Below are 22,765 nucleotides of genomic sequence, written 5' to 3'. Positions count from 1 at the left end.
ATCGCCCGCCGGTCCGCGCGACGGCAACCGAAATGGGTCAGGCGTCGATCCGGCTGCGGTCCAGGCCGTCGGCGCCGGCGACGATGAAGTCCTTGCGCGGTGCGACGTCGGACCCCATGAGCAGCTCGAAGATCTCCTCGGCGCGCTGGGCACCCTCGACGGTCACCCGGCGCAGCGTGCGGTGTCGCGGGTCCATCGTCGTCTCCGCGAGCTGGTCCGCGTCCATCTCCCCGAGGCCCTTGTAGCGCTGGATGTCGTCCTTGTAGCGCTTGCCCGCCTTGTCCAGCTTCTTCAAGGTCGCCACGAGCTCGGCCTCGGAGTACGTGTAGACGTACTCGTTCTTGCGGCCCCCACCCCCGATGACCTCGATACGGTGCAGCGGCGGGACGGCGGCGTAGACGCGACCGGCCTCGACGAGCGGCCGCATGTACCGGAACAGCAGCGTGAGCAGCAGGGTGCGGATGTGCGCGCCGTCGACGTCGGCGTCGGTCATCAGGACGATCTTCCCGTAGCGCGCACCCTCGAGGTCGAACGAGCGACCCGAGCCGGCGCCGACCACCTGGATGATCGCGGCGCACTCGGCGTTCTTCAGCATGTCCGTGACGGACGCCTTCTGGACGTTGAGGATCTTCCCGCGGATGGGCAGCAGCGCCTGGAAGTCGGAGCTGCGCGCCAGCTTGGCGGTGCCCAGGGCGCTGTCGCCCTCGACGATGAACAGCTCGCTGCGCTCGACGTCGTCGCTGCGGCAGTCGGCCAGCTTGGCGGGCAGGGAGGACGTCTCGAGCGCGTTCTTGCGTCGCGAGATCTCCTTCTGCTTGCGTGCCGACAGCCGGGCACGCATCTCGCCGACGACCTTGTCCAGCAGCAGGGAGGACTGCGCCTTGTGGTCCCGCTTGGGCGAGGCGAAGATCGCGGCGAGCTCGGTGTCCATCACCTTGGCGACGATCGCGCGCACCGGCCCGGTGCCCAGCACCTCCTTGGTCTGCCCCTCGAACTGCGGCTCGGCCAGCCGGACGGTGACGACGGCGGTCATCCCGGCGAGCACGTCCTCCTTCTCGATCCGCTCCGAGGTGTCGCGCGACGAGATCTTCAGGCGCCGCGCGTTCGCGTCGACCGCCTTGCGCATGGTCCGGAGCAGGCCCGCCTCGAACCCGGCCAGGTGCGTCCCGCCCTTGGGCGTGGAGATGATGTTGACGAAGCTGCGGACCTCGGTCTCGTAGCCCGTCCCCCACCGCAGCGCGATGTCCACGTCGCAGGTCCGCGACACCTCCTGCGCGGTCATGTGGCCGCGCTCGTCGAGGACCGGCACCGTCTCGGTGAACGCCCCCGAGCCGGTCAGGTGCCACGTGTCGGTCACGGCTGTGTCGGGCGCCAGGTGGTCCACGAAGTCGACGACGCCGCCGCTGTGCAGGAACGTCTCCTCGTGCGGACCGTCGGCGCCGGGCGTGCCCGCGATGCCGCGCTCGTCGCGCACCGTCAGCGTCAGGCCCGGCACCAGGAAGCTCGTCTGCCGGGCGCGGGTGACCAGCTCGTCGTAGGCGAACACAGCGGTCTTCGGGAAGATCTGCGGGTCCGCCCAGTACCGCACGCGCGTCCCGGTCCGGGCACGGGCGACCTTGCCGCTCACCGTGAGCTCGGACCCGGAGACGAACGGCTCGAACGGGTTGTCCGGGCCGATGCCGGCGCGGTCGTCGAAGACGCCGGGCTCGCCGCGGTGGAACGTCATCCGGTGCGTGCGACCGCCCCGGTCGACCTCGACGTCGAGACGCGCCGACAGGGCGTTCACCACCGACGCGCCGACGCCGTGCAGGCCACCCGACGCCCCGTAGGAGCCACCGCCGAACTTGCCGCCCGCGTGCAGCTTGGTGAACACGACCTCGACGCCGGTCAGCCCCGTCTTCGGCTCGATGTCCACCGGGATGCCACGCGCGTTGTCCCGGACCTCCACGGACGAGTCGGCGTGCAGCACGATCTCGATGCGGTCTCCGTGGCCACCGAGGGCCTCGTCGACCGAGTTGTCGATGATCTCCCACAGGCAGTGCATGAGGCCCCGGCTGTCGGTGGTGCCGATGTACATGCCGGGGCGCTTGCGCACCGCCTCGAGCCCTTCCAGCACCGACAGGTGCCGGGCGGTGTAGCCAGACTGCGGGGAGGTCGTCGTCACGGGGCCGATGGTAGTCGCCGGGCCCGACAGCCCGGAGGCGCCATGCCGCCGGCAACGGCTGTGTTGCGGGCCGGTTACGGTCTGCTACGCGGTGAGCGAACCACCCGCTCCGGGTGCGTGTGATCCGGCGTCGGGATGGTTCTATTGATCTGTGACCGGGACCATGACGCATCCACTGACCGCGGCCGACCGCTGCGACCGCTGCGGCGCACAGGCCTATGTCCGAGTTGTCCTCGCGGTGGGAGAGCTGCTGTTCTGCGCGCACCACGCGCGTGAGCACGCTCCGAAGTTCGCCGAGCTGGCGACCCACGTGCAGGACGAGACGGACCGCCTCCTCGCCGAGCACGGCGCCGGGGCCGGCGCCGCGATCTGACGCAGCTCGCCCCTACTGACGACGCGAGGCCCGGACCTGATGGTCCGGGCCTCGCGCTCTGTCCGGGTCCTCCACCCCTATGCTCGGCCTCGACGGGCACAGCGGCCCGTCGACCCGATGACGCAGGAGGCCCCCGTGACCGAGCCCGACGTCGACAAGGCCGAGCAGCTCGAGCTGGTCAGCCGCGGCCTCCTGCAGGGCGAAGAGGTGCTCGCCGTCTACGACTGCATCGGCACCGGCACCGGCTTCGTCGGTCTCACGACGCTGCGGGTCGTCATGCAGGACAAGAGCTTCGTCGGCAAGCGGGTCGCGATCACCTCGATCCCGTACCGGCACGTGCGCTCGGTCTCTGTGGTGAGCAACACGTCGTTCGCCGGCAAGTTCACGTCCAGCAGCAGCATCGCCATCGACGTCGGCGGCACCGTGCACGAGGCGGACTTCCGTGGCGTGGAGAAGGCGCACAAGGCCCACGACCTCATCCTCTGGTACATCACCCGCTGACGCCGCGCCCCGTCGACTCAGCCGAGCACGTCCCGCCACTCGAGGACGCGGTACGACTGCACGACGCCGTGCACGACGAACGGGTCCGTCGCCGCGAACGCCTCCTCGCGTCGCCCCACGGACGACGAAGGCCCGGACCATCCCGGTCCGGGCCTTCGTCGTGGTGGGCTGTCTGTCAGTCCAGGTAGTCCCGCAGGACCTGCGAGCGCGACGGGTGCCGCAGCTTCGACATGGTCTTGGACTCGATCTGACGGATCCGCTCGCGCGTGACGCCGTAGACCTTGCCGATCTCGTCGAGCGTCTTCGGCTGGCCGTCCGTGAGGCCGAACCGCATCGAGACGACGCCGGCCTCGCGCTCGGAGAGGGTGTCCAGCACCTGGTGCAGCTGCTCCTGCAGGAGCGTGAAGCTCACGGCGTCCGCGGGGACGACCGCCTCGGAGTCCTCGATGAGGTCACCGAACTCGCTGTCACCGTCCTCACCGAGCGGCGTGTGCAGCGAGATGGGCTCGCGACCGTACTTCTGGACCTCGACGACCTTCTCCGGCGTCATGTCGAGCTCCTTGGCCAGCTCCTCCGGCGTGGGCTCACGGCCCAGGTCCTGGAGCATCTGGCGCTGGACGCGGGCGAGCTTGTTGATGACCTCGACCATGTGCACGGGGATGCGGATCGTGCGGGCCTGGTCCGCCATGGCGCGCGTGATCGCCTGACGGATCCACCAGGTCGCGTACGTCGAGAACTTGTAGCCCTTGGTGTAGTCGAACTTCTCGACCGCACGGATCAGACCGAGGTTGCCCTCCTGGATCAGGTCCAGGAACAGCATGCCGCGACCGGTGTAGCGCTTGGCCAGCGAGACGACGAGACGCAGGTTGGCCTCGAGCAGGTGGTTCTTGGCACGCCGGCCGTCGTTCGCGATCCACTCGAGCTCGCGCTTGATCTTGGGCTCCATGGTGATGCCCGCGTTCAGCCGCTCCTCGGCGAAGAGGCCCGCCTCGATGCGCTTGGCGAGGTCGACCTCCTGCTCGGCGTTCAGCAGCGCGACCTTGCCGATCTGCTTCAGGTAGTCCTTGACCGGGTCGGCCGTCGCGCCGGCCGTGACGACCTGCTGAGCGGGAGCGTCGTCGTCGTCGGCGTCGGAGTAGACGAAGCCACTGTCCTCGCTCTCCTCCTCCTTCGCGGCAGGCTTCTTCTCGCCGTCCTCCGAGTCCTCGTCGTCCGAGTCGGCGGCGTCGTCGACGACCTCGACCACCTCGACGACGTCGACGACGACCTCCTCGATCGCCTCGATGTCGGGCTCGTCGCCCTCGACGACCTCGATCTCGTCGACGTCGGCGTCAGCCGTGGCCTTCTTGGCGGCGGTGGACTTGGCGGCGGTGGACTTGGCCGCGGGCTTGGCAGCGGCTGTCTTCGCGGCGGCGGTCTTCGCCGACGCCGCCCGGGCACGCGTGGTCGGGGCGGGAGCAGCAGCGCCCTCCTCGGGGGTCACGACGGCCTTGGTCGACGGACGGGCCTTGGCGCTGGTCGCTGCGACGGCTCGGGCGGGCGCCGCGGCAGGCTCACGCACGCCGATCCCGGCGGTGGACAGGCCGCGGACGACGGCGCGCAGGCGCTTGGCGTCCTGGACGTCCGCCTGCTCGCACGCGGTGCGCAGCTCCTCGGCGCCCACGGTGCCGTGGGTGCGCCCGCGCAGGACGAGGTCCTGCAGGGCGGGGTGCTCGAACTCACGCGGAAGAGCGGGATGCGGGGTCTGGGACGACACGAACGACCTTTCGGCAGCGCGACACCCGGAACGGGGCCGGGAGGTAGATGGATATTGTACCGACCCCACGGGCCGCTCGGCGCGATCACGGGCACGACGACACGGCCGTCGGGGACGGCAGTCACGGGGTTCTTGTTCTCAACGAACGGCAGGCACCAGAGATTCCCGCGCGCACGGGGCGTCCGGCGGGTCCGATGATCAGCCATCCGGGTGTGTCCGTAGCGTCGCGACCGACGTCAGGCGGGACCGGGTTTCACGGTGAGGACCGGGCACGGGGCGTCGAACAGCACCCGTTGCGCGTTGGCCCCGAGGATGAGCTTGCCGACAGGGCTACGCCTCCGCAGACCCAGGACGACGAGCTGGGCGCTCACCTGCTCGGCGGTCAGGATCAGGTCGTCCGCGACGTCGCCACCGCTGAGCAGCCGCACCTCGTGGTCGACTCCCGCGGTCGCGAGCTCCGCCCGGACCCTGTCGAGCTCCGCCTCGAGTGCGCTGCGCTGCTCCTCCGGAGCATCGGGTCGTGTGCTCACGACGACCACGACGCGCGTGTCGCGCTGCCGCGCCTCCTCGATCGCCGCCCCGAGGGCCGCCCGACCTTCCGGAGTGGCCAGATAGCCGACCACGATGCCCATCGGTCCTCCCCTCGTCCCGCGGCAACAGTGCCGTCACCGTGACGCTACCGGAGGCGACGGGCCGCGACGACCTCACGACGGGATCTCTTCGCAGGTCAGTCGCCGTGCCGGACCCATCCCGGCGGGATGGCGGCCATCAGCGCGTCATCGAGCAGCTCAGCCAGGTGGTAGTCGGCGTCGGCGTCGAGCGCCCCGTCCAGCAGCAGTCGCGCCCGTGCGCCGTCCCCGCGCCACCAGGCCAGGAGCGCCAGAAGGGTCAGGGCGGGAGCCTGCGCTCCGGTCCGGCCCCGCGCGACGACGGCCTCGAGGACCGCCTCGTTCACCGCCGTGGCACGGACCGGCGGCACGACGCCTCGGCTCGGGTCGAGGATCAGCGCCATCGCGCCGCCGAGCGCCGCGTCCAGCTCGGGCGTCGAGGGCACGGTGCGGACGCACCGCTCGGGCAGGTCCGCCGTGCCGGGGACGAGCGCGACCAGGACGCTGTCGCGCACACGTCGGTCGGCGAGACCGGCCTCGATGCGACCCCACGGCGCACCGCCCGGGCCCGGTTCGCCGGCCTCGACGATCGCGACCGCATCCCGCCAGGCTGAGAGCGAGTCCTCCCGCCACCGGCCCACCGCGTCGGCACCCGCGAGCAGGGCCTCCTCGCACCGGTGCTCCCACCGACGCCGCACGCGCGCCACGGACCGACGGACGTCACCGCTCTGCGGACGGATCCGGGCGATGTCCTCCCGCGAGTCGGCGACGGCGGAGCCGGCCAGCACGAGCGCCGCGCCGACCTGCGTGGAGTCGAGGTCCCGCAGCGGTCTGCCTCCGGGCGGGCAGCAGTCGTCGGCGCAGTCGAGCGAGAGGTAACCGGTGGAGGTGACAACCCACACCAGGACGTCCCCGAGCGCATCGGCCGCCGCCTCACGGAGGTGGCGCACCGCCGGCTGCGCCGAGCCCTCCTCGCCTCGGGGATCGCGGTCTGTGTAGAGCACGAGGATCGCCCGGCTGGCACCGTCACGGCCGAGGTGAGCGACGAGCGTCCTGGCGAGGAGGGGCCCGTCCTCCTCGTCCGCGAGGTGCGGCAGGTCCACGCGCACGACGAGCCCGACCGCGCCGCGCGGGGGTCGCAGGCTCACGGCGACGGCGCTGTCCCGTGGCCGGAAGCCGAGTCGGTGAGGAACGAGCGCGAGGATCTCCTGGGGTTCGCTCACGCGGAGCGTGGTGGTCTGCATGGCGTCAGCCCACCGCCCCGGAACTGGTCCCGGGACACCTGTCGGCGCATCTGTGCACGCCGTCACCGGAGGAGGGCCATGTGGGCGTCTCGGTGCGGCGCGCGTGCGGCTACCCTGTCGCGATGCTCCGTCCCGCGCCCCTCTCAGCGCGCGTCCGGTCCGGCTTTGCCGTCACCGTCGTCGCGCTGGCCGTCGGCGTCTCCACGGCTGCGTGCACCACCAGTGCTCCTGGTCAGGGCTCCCCCACCGGCAGCGCGGCGGTGCTGGCCACCCCCGAGCCCGACACCTCGGAGACGCTCCTGCCCGGCGAGGGCGGCGACGCGCACTCCGCAGTCGGTGAGCTCGTCACGGGCTTCCCCGCCACGCTCATCCCGGTGCCGGACGGTGCCGAGGTGCTGCTCTCGTCCGCGGCGCCCGTCGACGGCACCGACCTGACCGAGGTCAGCCTGAACCTCCGCACGGCGCAGGACACCGCCGGGCTGCTCGAGGCCGTCAGGGCACCGCTGCTCGCCGCGGGCTTCGTCGAGAACGCCCCGCCCGCTGCCGAGCCCGGACTCGCCGCGCAGTCCACGTTCTCGCGCGGGGACGGCTCCGAGCTGCTCGTCGTGGGCGTGCTCGACCGTGACGACGAGCGCACCCTCACGCTCGGCGGGCGGGTCCGCGCAGCGGCGCCGTAGGCTGCCCGCGTGAGCCCCACGACCCAGCCCCTCGTCGACGTCGAGGACGTCCGATCCCGCATCGACGAGCTGCTGACCAGGCACGTCGCACAGCTGCGCACCGTGCTGGCTGCGGCGAGCGACGACGCGGACGTGCTTGCCGACGCGGTCGCCCAGATCCTCACGGGCGGGAAGCGGCTCCGGGCCGCGTTCTGCTACTGGTCCTGGCGCGCCCACGGCGGGCGGGCCGGGACCGCGGAGGCGGACGCGGTGCTGCGGGTGGGGGCTGCACTCGAGCTGTTCCAGGCGGCCGCGCTGTTCCACGACGACGTCATGGACGACTCCGACACCCGCCGCGGATTCCCCGCCGCGCACCGCGCCTTCGCGGCTCTCCACGCCCAGCACGGGCTGACCGGCGACGCCGAACGCTTCGGGATGTCTGCCGCGATCCTGCTCGGCGACCTCACGCTCATCGCGAGCGAGCAGGAGTTCGCGGGGGCGCTCGCCCTGCAGCCGCTGCCACGGTCCGAGCGCGCCCGTGCCGTCTTCGACCTGATGCGCACCGAGGTCACCGTCGGCCAGTACCTGGACGTCCTGGCGCAGGCGCTCCCGTGGGGCGACGACCCGGCCGCTGACGAGGCGCGCGCCCGCGAGGTCATCCGCGCGAAGGCTGCCCGGTACAGCGTCGAGCACCCGATCGTCCTCGGCGCGACGCTGGCCGACGCCGACGAGGGCGAGCTCGAGGCGTGCCGCAGGCTCGGCCTGCCCCTGGGCGAGGCGTTCCAGCTCCGGGACGACCTGCTGGGCGTGTTCGGCGACCCCCGGACGACCGGCAAGCCCTCCGGCGACGACCTGCGCGAGGGCAAGCGCACGATCCTGGCGGCGCGAGCGGTCGCCCGGGCCCGTGCCGCCTCCGACGAGGCGACCGTCGAGCTGCTGCGCACGCGTCTCGGTGACCGCTCGCTCACGGACGCCGACGTGATCACCCTCGCCGCGGCCATCCGGGGCACGGGTGCTCCCGACGACGTCGAGCGTCTCATCGACGACCTGGCCGGCGGCGCGTTCGTCCTCATGGACGAGCGCCCGTGGGACGAGCCTGCTCGCACCCAGCTGATCGGGCTCGCGCACGCAGCGGTCGACCGGCACGCCTGAGCACTCCTCAGCCGGCGCGCGCTCGAGCCCGTCAGAGCTCGGCGGCGGCCCTGCGGCGGATCTCCGTCTTGCGGCCCGTGCGCAACGCCTCGATCGGCGTCCCCGGCAGGGAGTCGTCGGGCGTGAAGAGCCACTCGATCGCTGCCTCGTCGGTGAACCCCGCGTCCGACAGGACCGTCAGCGTGCCCTGCAGGGACGCCAGGACCGTCCACGGCTCGTCGGCGTCGGGGGTCGTGGGCTGCGCCGGGTTGGCGAGGTGGCCCGGCACGAGGAAGGCCGCGGGGACGACGAAGATGCGCGGGTCACCGCGGCGGACGCCGATGATGCGGCGTTCCTGCACGATCCGGCGCACCTTGGAGGCGTCGAGGCCGAGCCGGTCGGCGACATCAGGGACGGTGAGCCACTCGTCGACCAGGCGGTCGAGGGTCTCTTCAGAATCGTTCACCCGACAAGAGTACGCATCCGGGAATTACACCCGGGCAATTCCCCCGCGCGCTTTCCCCTTGTGCAGTATTCGGATACGTTCGCATTCTGTCACTCCAGTCACACAGGCACCATCCGTTCACTTCCGCACCATGAGGTAGGCACCATGTCGCACCAGCACGCCACCGCCCGCCGCGTCGCCACAGGGACCGGCGCGACGCTCGCGCTGGCTGTCGTCGGTGTCACCGCGACCGCGGGTGCGGCCCACGCGGACGACACCTACACGGTCCGCACCGGCGACACCGTCAGCCACATCGCCACCCGCAGCGGCACCACCGTGGCCGCGATCGCCCGCGCCAACGCCCTGGCGGACGCGTCCCGGATCCGCATCGGGCAGGTGCTGACCATCCCGACCGGCTCGGCCGCCGCAGCCCCCGCGCCCGCGGCCCCCGCACCTGTCGCGGCCGGGTACAAGGTCGTCGCCGGCGACACCGTCAGCCGCATCGCCGCCAAGCACGGCACGACGGTCGCGGCCGTGGTCGCGGCCAACGGGCTGGACTCCAGCGCCTTCATCCGCATCGGCCAGACGCTCTCGATCCCTGGCACCTCCGCCCCCTCCGCCGCCGCTCCGGCGCCCGCCGCCGTCGCGCAGGCCTCCGGGTCGATCTCCTACACGGTGCGGTCCGGGGACACGGTCACCGGCATCGCGGCCAAGCACGGCGCCACCGTGGCGGCCGTCGTCGCGGCCAACGGGCTGGACTCCCGCGCCCTCATCCGCATCGGGCAGACCTTGACCGTCCCCGTGCCCGCGGCGGCCGCCTCGGTCGGCAACACGTTCGCCGGACGGACCTATGCCGACTCGGTCGTCGCCGCCGCGAACGCGAACCTCGCGACGCTGCGCAGCGCACCGACCCCGTCGAAGGCGGAGATGCAGGCCAAGATCGCCGCCACGGCGCGCGCGATGGGCGTGGACCCGGCGCTGGCCCAGGCGGTGGCGTTCCAGGAGTCGGGGTTCAACCACGCGGTCGTCTCCCCCGCCAACGCGGTCGGCACCATGCAGGTCATCCCGACCTCGGGGCAGTGGGCGTCGGAGCTCGTCGGCCGCCAGCTCAACCTGGTGAACCCGGACGACAACGTCACCGCGGGCGTCGCCATCCTGCGCGCACTCGTCGGCAACGCCCCGGACCTGCCCACCGCGATCGCCGGCTACTACCAGGGCGCAGCGTCCGTGAAGAAGAACGGCATGTTCGCGGACACCCGGCGCTATGTCGCGAACGTCCAGACGCACATGACGCGGTTCCGCTGAGGCCCTGCCTGCCGCATCTGCGACATCTGCGACCGTAGACTCCCTGGCGTGGGAGCCACCATCACCGATCCGTTCGTCGGCCGCCTGGTCGACAGCCGGTACGAGGTCGTGTCCCGCATCGCCCGCGGCGGCATGGCCACCGTGTACCTGGCCGTCGACCGGCGCCTGGACCGGGACGTAGCGCTGAAGGTGATGCACGCCCACCTCGCCGAGGGCACGTCCGGCTCCGACTTCGTGGCCCGGTTCCGGCGCGAGGCCCGCACGGCCGCCCGGCTCACGCATCCTGGCCTCGTCGGCGTGTACGACCAGGGCGTCGACGGCGAGACCAGCTACCTGACGATGGAGTACATCGACGGGTGCAACCTGCGACGGCACATCGGCGAGCGCGGCGCGCTGACGGTCGGTGACGCGCTGCGCATCGGCGAGAGCGTGCTGGACGCGCTGGCGGCCGCGCACCGCGTCGGACTGGTGCACCGGGACATCAAGCCCGAGAACGTCCTGCTCGCCACCGACGGACGCGTGAAGCTCGCCGACTTCGGGCTGGCGCGCGCGGTCACCGAGGTCACCTCGACGACGACGGGCACCGTGCTCGGCACGGTCGCCTACCTGGCGCCGGAGCTCGTCGTCCGCGGGCTCAGCGACGCGCGCACCGACGTCTACGCCAGCGGGATCCTGCTCTACGAGATGCTCACCGGGAGGCAGCCCTTCACGGGCGAGACCCCCATCCAGGTCGCGTTCCAGCACGTCAACAACGACGTCCCGGCGCCCTCGGAGCTGGTCGACTGGCTCCCCATCGAGATCGACGACGCCGTGCGCGCCCTCGCCGCGCGGGACCCGGAGGACCGCCCGGTCGACGCCGCGGCCGCCCTCGCCCTGCTGCGTCGCACCCGCGCAGCGCTGGACGACGAGACGCTGGCACGTCACGCCTCCGTCACCCCGTCGATCGTGCTCCCCGCGGCCACCGACCCGGCCGAGACCGACCTGGACGCGGACGCCGACGAGTCGGACGACGACATCGACGCGTCGGGCGACGACGAGTCGGCGAGCGACGGCGACGAGACCACCCTCATCGAGACCGGAGACGCCCGGGGCACGACGGTCGCCCTGCCCATCGGCCTCGGCGTCGGTGTGGAGGTACTGACCACTCCCCCCGCCGAGCCCCCGCGGCGGCGCCACCGCGCCCGCTGGATCGTCCTGCTCGCCCTGCTGGCCGCGCTCGTCGGCGGCGGCATCTGGTGGTACCAGCAGATCGGACCGGGCGCCTACACGACCGTCCCGACGATCATCGGTCAGACCGAGGCGGAGGCGACGGCGATCCTCGCGCGCGCCGGGCTCGGCGCCGACCCGTCCTCCGCGTTCGACGGCGAGGCACCCATCGGCGAGGTCTTCGCGACGGACCCCGGCCAGCGTGACCGCATCCGCAAGGACGGCACCGTCGCGTTCACGATCTCCAAGGGCCCCGACTACGTGGCGTTCCCCGAGGGGGTCGTCGGCGCGGTCCAGGCCGACGCCGAGGCCACGCTCGTCGCCGCCGGGCTCACGGCCACCTATGCCGAGCCCGAGTACAGCGACACGGTGGGGAACACCAGGATCATCAGCGCGACGCTCCCCGACGGCACCCCCGCCGAGCCCGGGAACCAGACGATCCGGGACACCGAGGTCAGGCTCACGGTCTCGAAGGGCCCGGAGCCCGTCACGATCACGTCCGTCGTCGGGACGACGCTCGAGGACGCCACCGGTCAGCTGGAGCCGGACAACCTCACGCTCGCACCGACCGAGGTCTTCAGCGACACCGTCGCCGCCGGCCTGATCATCGACCAGAGTCCTGTCGCGGGCGCGGAGGGACACCGCGGCGACACGATCGCGGTCAACGTCTCCAAGGGCCCGGAGATGCTCCCCCTGCCCAGCACCTACGGCCAGAACGTCAAGACGGCAGAAGCCGCCCTGCAGGCTGCGGGATTCATCGTGAAGGTCGAGCACCCGCAGGGGATCTCGCCGCTCAACATCGTCTACTCACAGAAGCCCGAGGGCGGCGAGGGCAAGACGGCCCCCCGGGGCAGCACGATCGTCATCAACGTCTTCTGACAGCGCCGCCGCCCCGCCCGCGTGAGCGGACCAGGGCGGCGGCCGTCGTCAGTCGTCAGGACGCGCGGAGCAGCTCCACGACCTGGAACGCCATCTCCAGCGACTGCTGGTGGTTCAGGCGCGGGTCGACGAGCGTCTCGTACCGTCGCGCCAGGCCCTCGTCGTCGATCTCCTCGGACCCGCCCAGCACCTCGGTGACGTCGTCGCCCGTGAGCTCGATGTGCAGTCCGCCCGGGACGGTGCCCAGCCCGCGGTGCACCTCGAAGAAGCCGGCGACCTCGTCCATCACGTCGGAGAACCGTCGCGTCTTGTAGCCGGACGCCGACGTGATCCCGTTGCCGTGCATCGGGTCGCACACCCACGTGACGGGCCGGCCGTCCGCGGTCACCTTCTCGACGAGCGCGGGCAGCAGGTCGCGGACCTTGCCGGCGCCCATGCGGGTGATGAACGTGATGCGGCCGGCCTCGCCCTGCGGGTTCAGCTTGTCGATGAGCGCGAGCGCGTCGTCGCCCGACGTCGTCGGCCCCAGCTTGATGCCGAGCGGGTTCTGGACGCGCGAGAAGTAGTCGACGTGCGCCCCGCCGAGCTGACGCGTGCGCTCACCGATCCACACGAAGTGCGCCGAGCAGTCGTATGGCAGCCCCGTGCGCGAGTCGATGCGGGTCAGCGGGCGCTCGTAGTCGAGCAGCAGACCCTCGTGGCTCGAGAAGAAGTCGACTGACCGCAGCGCGTCGAAGTCGGCGCCGCACGCCGCCATGAAGCGGATGGCCCGGTCGATCTCGGCCGCGATCTCCTCGTAGCGCGAGTACGACGGGTTGGCCATGAAGCCGCGGTTCCACTCGTGCACCCGAAGGAGCGACGCGAAGCCGCCCGTGGTGAACGCCCGGATGAGGTTCAGCGTCGAGGCGGACGTGTGGTACGCCTCGAGCAGCCGCTGCGGGTCCGGCGTCCGGGCCTCGGTGGTGAACTCGTAGTCGTTGATGATGTCGCCGCGGAACGCAGGCAACGTCACGCCGTCGCGGGTCTCGGTGTCCGAGCTGCGGGGCTTGGCGTACTGCCCGGCCATGCGGCCCATCTTGATCACAGGCAGGCTCGCGCCGTAGGTCAGCACGACGGCCATCTGCAGGATCGTCTTGATCTTGTTGCGGATGTTGTCCGCCGTCGCGGTGCTGAACGTCTCCGCACAGTCCCCGCCCTGGAGCAGGAACGCCTCACCCCGACCGGCCGCGGCGAGCTGCGCGCGCAGGTGGTCGGCCTCGCCGGCGAACACGAGCGGCGGGAGCGTGGACAGCTTCGACGTCACGGCGTCGAGCGCGGTCGCGTCCGGCCACTGGGGCTGCTGGAGCGCCCCCATCGACCGCCAGGCGTCCAGGCCGGCGACGACCTGCGGGTCCGGCTCGACGCTCATGAGTGGCTCGCAGGGACCAGGGGCTGACCGATGTCCGCCAGGAGCGCGCCGAACCACGGCTGCGAGACGTCGAACGCCTTGCCGCCCGCGATCCGCGGGAACTCGATGGCACGCAGCACGTCGCCCTGCTCCTCGTCGTGACCGATGACGCCCGACTCGCCGCGCAGGGCGGAGTCGACGGCGAGGTCGGTCATCGACTTGATGAGCCGCAGGTCCTCGGCGTTCGCGGCCGCGGCGCGCGAGTAGTACCCGGACTTCTGCACCATCGTCTTCTCGGCGCCCAGCTTCTCGCCGAACTGCTTGGCGAACCACTGCCCCGGGTTCACGGTGTCGAGCTTCACGTGCCCGAACGGGTCGCGCTCGACGGGCGTGCCGGCGGCCTCGAGCTGCTCGACGATCTCGTGCATGCCGGCGCCCTCGGACAAGAAGATGTTGACGTTGCCCTGCTCGTCCATGATCGCCTTGAGGCGCGCCGCCTCGGCGTCGATGTCGAGCGCGAGCTCGGGCACGAAGACGGCGTGGATGTCCCAGCGCTCGCGCGTGAGACCGATCCCCGGGACCCACTCCTGCGTGTCGAGCCACTTGCGGTACTCCGCCGCTGCGGCTGCCGTGAGCCACCCGCAGTGCCGGCCCATGACCTCGTGCACGATCAGCATGCGCGGGCCGGACCGGTGCTCGCCGATGATGTTCGCGGCGAACCCGGCGGCCTCCTCGGCGGCGGTCCACGCGCCCAGGGACTGCTTGATGGGCACCACGTCGTTGTCGATCGTCTTGGGCAGGCCGACGACCGTCAGGTCGTAGCCGTTCTCGTGCAGGTAGGCGGCGAGGTCCGCGGCCGTCGTGTTCGTGTCGTCGCCACCGATGGTGTGCAGCACGTCGACGCCGTCGGCCTTGAGCTGCTCGGCGGCCACCTGCAGCGGGTCCTGACCCTCCTGGACGAGGCCGCGCTTGACGCAGTCCTTCGCGTTGGTGAGCTTGACGCGCGAGTTGCCGATGGGCGAGCCGCCGAACTTGTGCAGGATGCCGGCCTTCGCGCGGGTCTCGGCGTCGACGACGATCTTGTCGCCACGCAGCAGGCCGTAGTAGCCGTGCTGGTACGCGATGATCTCGATGTCGGGAGCGATCTCCGTGTACCGCTCGATGAGCCCGCCGACGGCGGACGACAGGCACGGGGCGAAGCCACCTGCGGTCAGGAGGGCGACGCGACGAACCGACATGAGACACACCTCTCGTAGACAACCTTCGGCGCGCACGCATCGGCGGCGCGCCACGATGTCGGCGCTGAGGCCGACCGCGTCATCCTACTGACGTCCCGCTCTCGTCCTGCGGCGGTACCGGCACCTGGACGTCGGGCACGGGACGACCGCCCGGTGCGGCCGGCAGGTGGTCGGCCGCGTCGCCCGCGACGGCCGGGTGACCGGTCGCGATGCGGGCCTTCTGCGTCGCCGCGTAGACGTCGACGTACTCCTGGCCGGACAGGCTCATCACCGCGTACATGATCTCGTCGGTCACCGACCGCAGGATGAACCGGTCGTTCTCCATGCCCTGGTAGCGGCTGAAGTCGAGCGGCTCTCCGATGACGACGCCGATCCGCATGACCTTCGGGATCCGTCGACCGGGAGGCTGCGCCTCGTCGGTGCCGACCATCGCGACCGGGATCACCGGGGCGCCGGACTCCAGAGCCAGACGCGCGATGCCCGTCTTGCCGCGGTACAGCCGCCCGTCGGGGCTGCGCGTGCCCTCCGGGTAGATGCCGAAGAGGTCCCCGTCCGCCAGGCGGCGCAGACCGGTGCGCAGCGCGGCCTCGCTGGCCTTGCCGCCCCCACGGTCGACGGGGATGGTGCCGACGCCGCGCATGAACCCCGCGGTGAGCCGGCCCTTGATCCCTGCACCGGTGAAGTACTCCTGCTTGCCGATGAACACGAGCTCACGGTCGAGGACCAGGGGCAGGAAGAACGAGTCGATCACCGCGAGGTGGTTGCTCGCCAGGATCGCGGCACCCTCCTCCGGCACGTTCTCGGCGCCGCGCACCCACGGCCGGTAGACCAGGTGCAGCAGCGGGCCCACGAACACCCGCTTCATCAACCAGTAGAACAACGGCTCACCTCTCGACCCGACACACGGACTGTCCGTCCACCCGAGCCCGGCGCTCGCTCCCGACGACACCTTGCGGCACACCTGGGCCGAGCGCGAACCACCCCGACTGCTCGGTCCGACTCTAGAGTGCTCTTATGGCACCCCGCCCTGACGACCCCGACGACGGCGTCCAGCCGACCGGCGCGGACGTCCCGCCGTCCTCGCCTGACGCGGCCGAGGACCTGCCCGACGGGCTGCCCGATCATGCCGCACCCTCGGAGCCCACCGACGACGAGGTGTGGGCCGCGATCGTCGCCGAGCTCGGCGAGCTCGACGGGTACGACGGCGCCGAGCCGTCCCCGGAGCCGGAGAGCGTCCCGCCCGCGGGTGCGAGCACGGAGCAGGCGTCGGGACTGTCGTTCCCCGTCGCGCCCTGGGTCGCCGACCGCCGCGTCGTGCGGCCCGCCGCGGACGCGTCGCCGGAGCTGAGCGGCCGGGACTGGGACGGCACCTCGCAGATCGACGACGCCGAGGCGAGCATCGACGCGGAGGAGCACTTCGTGCCGCCCGACCCGGGTCCTGTCCTCGGTGGCGACCCGTTGCTCACGATGGCGTGGTGCGCGGCCGCGGGCGTGCCCATCTTCCTGCTGATCGTGCTCGTCGTCTGGCGTGATGCTCCCCCGGCCCTCGTGCAGGCGGCCGCGGCGCTCTTCGTGGTCGGCGTCGGTGTGCTGCTGTGGCGGATGCCGCACCGTCGGGACCCCGACGATGACGACACCGGTGCGGTGGTCTGACCGGCGCAGGCGCCCGTCGTGTTCGGCACCCCGTCGTCAGCCGCGTGCGAGGTCGGCCGCGCCGACCAGGCCCGCGTCGTTGCCCATCGACGCCACGACGATCGCTGCCTCCGGCCGGTGGCCCCGGCCCGAGAGCTGCTCGGCGAAGCTCTTACGAGCCGGTGCCAGGAGCAGGTCCCCCGCGTCCGCCACGCCGCCGCCGACGACGATCAGCGCAGGGTCGAGGAGCGCCGCGGCCGAGGCGGCGCCTTCGCCGACCCACCGACCGAGCTCCGTGAGCAGCTCGACGGCGAGCGGGTCGCCCTCCTGTGCGGCCTGCGTGACCTGCGGGCCGGTCAGCTTCTCGGCGTTGCCGCCGGCCAGCTCGAGCAGCCGCGTCGCGCGCTCCGGGTGGATGATCACGGTCGCCTGGGCGTCCCGGACCAGTGCGCTGCCCGAGGCGTACTGCTCCCAGCAGCCCTCGTGCCCGCACCCGCAGTAGTGCCCGCCGGGGACCACGCGCATGTGCCCGACCTCGGCGGCAACGCCCCACGCCCCGCGCACGAGCTTCCCGTTGGACACGATCGCGCCGCCGAGCCCGGTGCCCACCGTGAGCATGAGCATGTCGTCGACGTCGCGCGCCGCCCCGAACTGGAACTCGGCCCAGCCGGCCGCGTTGGCGTCGTTCTCGACGACGATCACGACGTCGTCGTCCCCGAGGATCGCCTGGACCTTCTGCCGCAGCGGGTAGTCGCGCCACGCGATGTTCGGGGCGAAGAGCACCGAGGACCGGTCCGCGGAGACGAACCCCGCCGCGGCCACGCCGACGGCCCCGACCTCGTAGGACCCGCTGAGCTCCAGGTAGACCTCGGCGATCGCCTTGTCGATGCCCGCGACGTCGTCGGGCGACGTGTCGCGGCGCGTCTGGGCAAGGATCGTGCCGTCCTCGTCGACGACGCCCGCCGCGATCTTCGTCCCGCCGATGTCCACACCGATGGCGTGCATGTTCGTGTGTGCTCCTACGCGCTCGTACCCGTGCTCGCTACCGTTCGGTGCGGGCTCCCACGCTATCCGCCTGCGCGGCCCCGGGCTCACACGCCCGGCGACGCCGCCACCTGTCCGCCGCAGAGCGGACCCATTCGGGTGCTCCCGGCGTCGGGCCACACGTCCCGTATCCTCAGGGCACACTTCGCCCCTCTGTCACTGGAGCCAGCATGGACGAGTTCCACCTCCCGTTGCGCGTCGAGGTCGATCCCTCGAAGAACCTCAACGACCTGTTCGCCGAGCGCGTCGCCACCACGCCCGACGGAGTGCTCGTCGAGCACAAGTCGCAGCAGGACGGGCCCTGGATCCCCCTGACCGCGCGCGAGTTCGACGCGGAGGTCGTGGCGGTCGCCAAGGGCCTGGTCGCGCGCGGCGTGCAGGCCGGGGACCGCGTCGGCATCATGTCGCGGACCCGCTACGAGTGGTCCCTGCTCGACTGGGCCGTCTGGGCCGCAGGCGCCGTGCCCGTCCCGCTCTACGAGACGTCGTCGGCCGAGCAGGTCCTGTGGATCCTCACCGACGCGGACGTCTCGCTGCTGGTCGTCGAGTCCGCCGCGCACGCGGCTGTCGTCGACGAGGTCCGCGCCGACACGCCCCACCTGCGCGAGCTGCTGGTCATCGACGACGGCGCGATCGACGCGCTCGTCACCGGCGGCGCCGAGGTGGGCGACGACGAGATCGCCCGTCGGCGGGAGCTGGCCTCGTTGACCGACGTCGCGACGATCATCTACACGTCGGGCACCACCGGTCGTCCCAAGGGCGTCGAGCTCACGCACGGCAACTTCTACGAGCTCACGGTGAACGCCGTCGCCGACCTGCACGAGGTGTTCAGCGAGCCCGGCGCGCGCACCCTGCTCTTCATGCCCCTCGCGCACGTCTTCGCGCGGTTCATCGAGGTGCTGTGCATCCCCGCCGGCGCGGTCCTCGGGCACAGCCCCAGCACCGTGACCCTGATCGAGGACCTCGGCACGTTCCGGCCGACGTTCATCCTCGCGGTGCCCCGCGTGTTCGAGAAGGTCTACAACTCCGCGGAGCAGAAGGCCGCCGCCGCCGGCAAGGGCTCGATCTTCCAGCGGGCCGCCAAGACCTCGATCGTCTACTCGCGTGCCCTCGACAACCCGCGCGGACCGAGCCCGTGGCTGCGTCTCCAGCACAAGGTGGCGGACGTCCTCGTGCTGCACAAGCTGCGCAACGCGCTGGGCGGACAGGCACGCTGGGCCGTCTCGGGTGGCGCACCCCTCGGTGAGCGCCTCGGTCACTTCTACCGCGGCCTCGGCCTGAACGTGCTCGAGGGCTACGGCCTCACCGAGACCACCGCTCCCGCGACGGTCAACCGGCCCGGCCGGGGCACCAAGATCGGCACCGTCGGGCTCCCCCTGCCCGGCAGCGGGGTCCGGATCGCCGCCGACGGCGAGGTCGAGCTCCAGGGTGTCCAGGTGTTCCGCGGCTACCACAACAACGACGCGGCGACCGCCGAGGCCGTGCACGACGGCTGGTTCCGGACCGGTGACCTCGGGTCGCTCGACGACGACGGCTACCTGCGGATCACCGGACGCAAGAAGGAGATCATCGTCACGGCCGGCGGCAAGAACGTCGCGCCCGCCGTGCTCGAGGACCGCATCCGTGCGCACCCCCTGGTCAGCCAGGTGGTCGTGGTCGGCGACCAGCGGCCCTTCATCGGCGCGCTCATCACGCTCGACCCCGAGGGCGTGCCGGGCTGGCTCGCCGCGCACGGGAAGCCGGAGATGACCCTGGCGGAGGCGAGCAAGGACGCCGACGTCCTCGCGTCGCTCGACAAGGCCGTCGAGAAGGCCAACAAGGCCGTGTCCCGTGCCGAGTCGGTGCGCAAGTACCGGATCCTCGACACGGACCTCACCATCGCGAACGGCTACCTGACGCCGAAGCTCAGCATCCGTCGCAACGAGGTGCTGAAGGACTACGCGGGCGAGGTCGACGCGCTCTACGACGGCCCGGCGCAGGACTGACGGCTCACACCGCGCGCACCAGACGCAGGGGCGGGACGAGACCCGACGCCGCGAGGACGCCGATGGCGTGCTGCTCCGCGGCATCGAGCTCGACCGCCCCTGCTGCTGTGCCCGGCCCGGTGTCGGCGAGGACCGGCGCGGGTGCCGACGCGCGCACGGGGATGGTCAGGAACGTCACGACGCAGTCCGCGCACGCGGTGGCGCGCGCCGTGCAGGTGTCGCAGTCGATGATCATGCGTCGGACGCTAGCCACGACCACCGACAACGGCGTCAGAGGCGCTGCAGGCGGGCGACCAGCGTGCTCGACGGCACCACCCACGCTCCGGCAGCCTCGACGTCCCGGGCGACCTCCCGGTCGCTGGTGACGACGACGAGCACCCGCCCGGGCGGCTCCGCCTGGACGAGCCGGCGGATCAGGTCGTCGGCGATCTCCCCCACCGCGAACAGCACCCGCACGACGCGCGAGTATCCGCCGCCGGACGGCTGGGCCTGACCTTCCTGGCCGTCGAAGCAGCACGTCACCTCGGCTCCGGTCCGGGCCACGATGCCGGCGAGCCCGTCGACGAGACGGCGACGCTGCTCCGCCAGGGACAGGTCCCCGAAGCCGGTCTTGGAGACGTTGTAGCCGTCGACGACCAGGTGCGCCCAGGGCTGGCGCAGCAGCTCGTCGAGGAGAGCCGGGTCGTCCACCGAGCGGCCGCGCGACCCGGGGCGCACCGCGGCGCGCTCGGTCGGCGGGCTGACCAGGTCGGCGGGCAGGTCCGCGACGGGCGGCAGGGCCAGCTCGGACCGCAGACCGCTCGCGGCGTCGACGATGGTGTCGAGCAGCAGGCGCACGCGGACGTCGGCAAGCTTGCGGGCCGCACGGAGCTCGGCGCGCGCCGCCGTCCGCTCCGCCTGGGCGGACCGTCGCTCGTCGTGCGCCTGTCGCAGGTCGTCCTCGGCGCGCGCCCGCGCGAGCTCGGCTGCATCGAGCGACGCGCGTGCCTCGTCGGCCGCACGCCTGCCCTCGCTGCGGGCACGGTCAGCGTCCGACCGGAGCCGGCGCAGCTCGCGCTGCAGGGCACCGAGCTCGTCCTGGGCTGCTCGCGCCTCCTCGCGCGCCACGGCGGCGTCCGACCGGAACCGTTCCACCTCGTTCTGGGCGCGCTCGAGCCGCGCCTGCACCTGCGCGGCGCCGGCACCCTCGCCGGCCTCGTCCGGGGGCAGCAGGTCGCGCCACCGTGCGGTCCCGAGCAGCCAGCCGCCGACGGCAGCCTGCACCGACGGCGGAACCGGCTCCGACGCGTCGGGTGCGACGGAGGCGGCGAGCTCCGGGTGGGACTGCGCCCACACGCGGGCGACCTTGGCCCGGAAGGCATCGTCCTGCAGGGCCAGCCACAGCGGCCCGGCGCCGGCGGTGGCCCGACGCCGGGGGGCGAACCTGTGCACGGCCCGTAGCGACGGAGGCACGTCGACCGGATCCGTGGCGCCCAGGACATCCGAGGCGACCTGCACGAGCGCCGACCGCAGCGCCGTCGGCACCTCGCCGGCGTCGTCGCCGGTCCCCGCGTCACCACCCATGTCCAGCACCCTAGGTGGCGGCTGGACGAGACGCGGCCCGACACCCACCCGTGAGGGTGAGCGTCGGGCCGCGTGTGTCGTCCGACGTCAGGGCGTCGTCGCGCCCAGGACGTAGGAGCCGGAACCGGAGTACGCCAGCACGACGTACCGGTAGGTGCCGGCCGTGCCGTTGTAGGTGAACGCCTCGTTGTTCGACGAGGACGTGCCCTGCGCGACGGTCGACCACGCCGACCCGTTGCGCTTCTGCAGGTACAGGTCGAAGTCGGCGCCCGACGGACCTGCGAGGCACAGCCGGAAGGTGCCGCTGCGCGTCACGCTCACCGAGCCGCCGGACGGCTGCGCGACCGCTGCCCCGGAGCTCAGGGAGCCCTGGTAGCTGGCGGCGTAGCCCGAGCACGCGGTCGTCGGGGGCGGTGTGGTGCCGCCTCCCGTGGTCAGCGTGAGGCCGTAGGCGGACAGGATCTCGTTGACCGGCTGGAAGTACGTGGTGCCGCCCGAGGAGCAGTTGCCGGACCCACCGGACGTCACACCCTGCGCCTGGGTGCCCGCGATGAGCGAGCCGCCGGAGTCACCGGGCTCCGCGCACACGTTCGTGCGGATGAGCCCGCTGACCGTGCCCTGCGCGTAGGTGACGCTCGCGTTGCGGGCCTGGATGGTGCCGCAGTGCCAGCCCGTCGTCGAGCCGGACCGGCAGACCGAGGCACCGATGGCCGCGTCGGTCGACCCGGCCACGGTCACCCGGGTCCCGTCGTAGCGGTTCACCGCACCGACCGGCGTGTTCCCCGAGGCCGCGGCGATCCAGGAGTAGTCGTTGCCGGGGAAGCTCGACCCGCGGAAGGTCCCGCTCGGCGACGTCGTCGTCGCGCCCGTCGTGCCGCAGTGCCCGGCGGAGACGAACCCGCCGGTCACGGCGAACCCGACGGAGCACCGCGCGCCGCTCCCGATGTAGTAGGCGTTCCCGCCGACGATGTCGATGTACGTCCGAGGCGCCTCCTGCGTGGCCTCGAACGTCACGGACGTGGCCGGCACGCCCGCCTGCTCGATCAGTGCCTGGGCCGTGGCCTCGCCGCCGGGACGCACCGAGACGACGACGGAGTTGGTGGCGACGTCCACGAACCAGCTGGGCACCTGGTCGGCCGCGACGGGGCTCGCCGCGTCGAGCGACGCCTGCCAGCCCTGGAGCTCGGCCAGCGTGTCGTCGACGACGACCGCCTTCGCGCCCGCGGCCTGGACCGCGGCGGCGGCGCCCTGGTCGGCCACGCCGACATACAGCACGTTCTTCGTGGGATCGACCCACGCCCCCGCGAAGGAGGCACCGAGGCGCCGCTCGAGGGCGTCCTCGATGCCTGCCGCACGGGCCTGGAAGGTCAGGCGCGCGGCTGCGTCGGTGCGACTGATGCCGAGGTCGCGCTCCAGGGCTCGGGCGATGCCGGGGTCGACCTTCTGCTCGATGCCGAGCTCGTGCGGGCTGGTGGATCCGGGGTCGGATGCTGCGGCAGTCGATCCGACCGCCAGCGGTCCGACGAGGAGCGCGCCGGCCGCACAGGCCGTCACCGCCCCTCTCCAGGTGTGTCGCGTCATGTCTGTCGTCCCTCCGTCGTCACATCGGCCGGGTAGGCCGCTTGTCACGATAGGGATGACAGGTGTC

20 protein-coding genes are annotated in these 22,765 nt (G+C 72.2%); 8 read left to right on the top strand and 12 right to left on the bottom strand.

Annotation, left to right across the window (positions count from 1 at the left end; genetic code table 11):
- Positions 1-37: 37 nt before the first annotated feature.
- Positions 38-2,164, bottom strand: coding sequence for a type IIA DNA topoisomerase subunit B (locus ASD16_RS05525; RefSeq protein WP_055913877.1), 2,127 nt, complete (start codon positions 2,162-2,164; stop codon positions 38-40).
- Between the two features lie 163 nt (positions 2,165-2,327).
- Here ASD16_RS05525 and ASD16_RS05520 point away from each other — a divergent pair, with 163 nt between their 5' ends.
- Together ASD16_RS05520 and ASD16_RS05515 are read left to right on the top strand one after the other, a co-directional pair.
- Positions 2,328-2,537 carry a hypothetical protein gene (locus ASD16_RS05520; RefSeq protein ID WP_055915761.1) on the top strand — a complete coding sequence of 70 codons (210 nt, stop codon included), beginning with the start codon at positions 2,328-2,330 and terminating at the stop codon, positions 2,535-2,537.
- Positions 2,538-2,672: 135 nt separating this feature from the next.
- A complete protein-coding gene (locus ASD16_RS05515) occupies positions 2,673-3,038 on the top strand; it encodes a PH domain-containing protein (protein ID WP_055915759.1) in 366 nt (121 codons plus the stop codon).
- Between the two features lie 175 nt (positions 3,039-3,213).
- Here ASD16_RS05515 and ASD16_RS05510 read toward each other — a convergent pair whose 3' ends face one another.
- The 3 genes from ASD16_RS05510 to ASD16_RS05500 form a co-directional block, all read right to left on the bottom strand.
- Positions 3,214-4,794 carry an RNA polymerase sigma factor gene (locus tag ASD16_RS05510; protein WP_055913873.1) on the bottom strand — a complete coding sequence of 527 codons (1,581 nt, stop codon included), beginning with the start codon at positions 4,792-4,794 and terminating at the stop codon, positions 3,214-3,216.
- A gap of 236 nt (positions 4,795-5,030) precedes the next feature.
- Complete coding sequence (locus ASD16_RS05505; RefSeq protein WP_055913870.1) at positions 5,031-5,426, bottom strand: universal stress protein; 396 nt, start codon at positions 5,424-5,426, stop codon at positions 5,031-5,033.
- Positions 5,427-5,521: 95 nt separating this feature from the next.
- Positions 5,522-6,646: a DUF4192 domain-containing protein gene (locus ASD16_RS05500; RefSeq protein WP_055913867.1), complete on the bottom strand. Its 1,125-nt coding sequence runs from the start codon at positions 6,644-6,646 to the stop codon at positions 5,522-5,524.
- A 122-nt stretch (positions 6,647-6,768) separates the two neighbouring features.
- Here ASD16_RS05500 and ASD16_RS05495 point away from each other — a divergent pair, with 122 nt between their 5' ends.
- The gene (locus ASD16_RS05495) at positions 6,769-7,323 is read left to right on the top strand and encodes a hypothetical protein (RefSeq protein WP_055915757.1); all 555 of its coding nucleotides are present in this window, start codon (positions 6,769-6,771) and stop codon (positions 7,321-7,323) included.
- A gap of 9 nt (positions 7,324-7,332) precedes the next feature.
- Complete coding sequence (locus ASD16_RS05490) at positions 7,333-8,454, top strand: polyprenyl synthetase family protein (protein WP_055913864.1); 1,122 nt, start codon at positions 7,333-7,335, stop codon at positions 8,452-8,454.
- Positions 8,455-8,485: 31 nt separating this feature from the next.
- Here the strand turns inward: ASD16_RS05490 and ASD16_RS05485 are convergent, their stop codons facing one another.
- Positions 8,486-8,899, bottom strand: coding sequence for an Rv2175c family DNA-binding protein (locus ASD16_RS05485; protein ID WP_055913854.1), 414 nt, complete (start codon positions 8,897-8,899; stop codon positions 8,486-8,488).
- 144 nt (positions 8,900-9,043) lie between these two features.
- Between ASD16_RS05485 and ASD16_RS05480 the strand changes: the two genes are divergently transcribed.
- Both ASD16_RS05480 and pknB read left to right on the top strand, forming a co-directional pair.
- A complete protein-coding gene (locus tag ASD16_RS05480) occupies positions 9,044-10,183 on the top strand; it encodes a LysM peptidoglycan-binding domain-containing protein (protein ID WP_055913851.1) in 1,140 nt (379 codons plus the stop codon).
- A gap of 48 nt (positions 10,184-10,231) precedes the next feature.
- Complete coding sequence (gene pknB / locus ASD16_RS05475) at positions 10,232-12,268, top strand: Stk1 family PASTA domain-containing Ser/Thr kinase (protein ID WP_055913848.1); 2,037 nt, start codon at positions 10,232-10,234, stop codon at positions 12,266-12,268.
- 55 nt (positions 12,269-12,323) lie between these two features.
- Here the strand turns inward: pknB and ASD16_RS05470 are convergent, their stop codons facing one another.
- From ASD16_RS05470 to ASD16_RS05460, 3 genes are all read right to left on the bottom strand, one after another.
- Positions 12,324-13,676: a class II 3-deoxy-7-phosphoheptulonate synthase gene (locus ASD16_RS05470; RefSeq protein WP_055913844.1), complete on the bottom strand. Its 1,353-nt coding sequence runs from the start codon at positions 13,674-13,676 to the stop codon at positions 12,324-12,326.
- Positions 13,673-14,893, bottom strand: a complete 1,221-nt coding sequence (locus tag ASD16_RS05465; RefSeq protein ID WP_055913841.1) for a pyrophosphate--fructose-6-phosphate 1-phosphotransferase — start codon at positions 14,891-14,893, stop codon at positions 13,673-13,675. Before ASD16_RS05465 ends, ASD16_RS05470 begins: the two co-directional genes overlap by 4 nt.
- Before the next feature lie 79 nt (positions 14,894-14,972).
- Positions 14,973-15,773, bottom strand: coding sequence for a 1-acyl-sn-glycerol-3-phosphate acyltransferase (locus ASD16_RS05460; protein WP_235523116.1), 801 nt, complete (start codon positions 15,771-15,773; stop codon positions 14,973-14,975).
- A gap of 134 nt (positions 15,774-15,907) precedes the next feature.
- Between ASD16_RS05460 and ASD16_RS05455 the strand changes: the two genes are divergently transcribed.
- The gene (locus tag ASD16_RS05455) at positions 15,908-16,546 is read left to right on the top strand and encodes a hypothetical protein (protein WP_055913835.1); all 639 of its coding nucleotides are present in this window, start codon (positions 15,908-15,910) and stop codon (positions 16,544-16,546) included.
- 36 nt (positions 16,547-16,582) lie between these two features.
- Here the strand turns inward: ASD16_RS05455 and ASD16_RS05450 are convergent, their stop codons facing one another.
- Complete coding sequence (locus ASD16_RS05450; RefSeq protein ID WP_055913832.1) at positions 16,583-17,530, bottom strand: ROK family glucokinase; 948 nt, start codon at positions 17,528-17,530, stop codon at positions 16,583-16,585.
- Between the two features lie 209 nt (positions 17,531-17,739).
- Here ASD16_RS05450 and ASD16_RS05445 point away from each other — a divergent pair, with 209 nt between their 5' ends.
- A complete protein-coding gene (locus ASD16_RS05445; protein ID WP_055913829.1) occupies positions 17,740-19,554 on the top strand; it encodes a long-chain fatty acid--CoA ligase in 1,815 nt (604 codons plus the stop codon).
- Between the two features lie 4 nt (positions 19,555-19,558).
- On the opposite strand, the gene ASD16_RS05440 is transcribed toward ASD16_RS05445, so the two are convergent.
- The 3 genes from ASD16_RS05440 to ASD16_RS05430 all read right to left on the bottom strand — a co-directional run bounded on the left by ASD16_RS05440 (position 19,559) and on the right by ASD16_RS05430 (position 22,698).
- Positions 19,559-19,789: a hypothetical protein gene (locus tag ASD16_RS05440; RefSeq protein WP_055913826.1), complete on the bottom strand. Its 231-nt coding sequence runs from the start codon at positions 19,787-19,789 to the stop codon at positions 19,559-19,561.
- Positions 19,790-19,824: 35 nt separating this feature from the next.
- Positions 19,825-21,117, bottom strand: a complete 1,293-nt coding sequence (locus ASD16_RS05435) for an NYN domain-containing protein (protein ID WP_055913823.1) — start codon at positions 21,115-21,117, stop codon at positions 19,825-19,827.
- An 87-nt stretch (positions 21,118-21,204) separates the two neighbouring features.
- Positions 21,205-22,698 (bottom strand): S1 family peptidase, encoded by a 1,494-nt coding sequence (locus tag ASD16_RS05430; RefSeq protein WP_055913820.1) that lies wholly within the window; start codon positions 22,696-22,698, stop codon positions 21,205-21,207.
- Between the last annotated feature and the right edge of the window lie 67 nt (positions 22,699-22,765).

It is taken from the genome of Cellulomonas sp. Root485, from assembly GCF_001426705.1.
Classification (GTDB): domain Bacteria; phylum Actinomycetota; class Actinomycetes; order Actinomycetales; family Cellulomonadaceae; genus Cellulomonas.
Note: the sequence above shows the minus strand (reverse complement) of the source record. Positions and strands in the feature narration are given on the sequence as shown.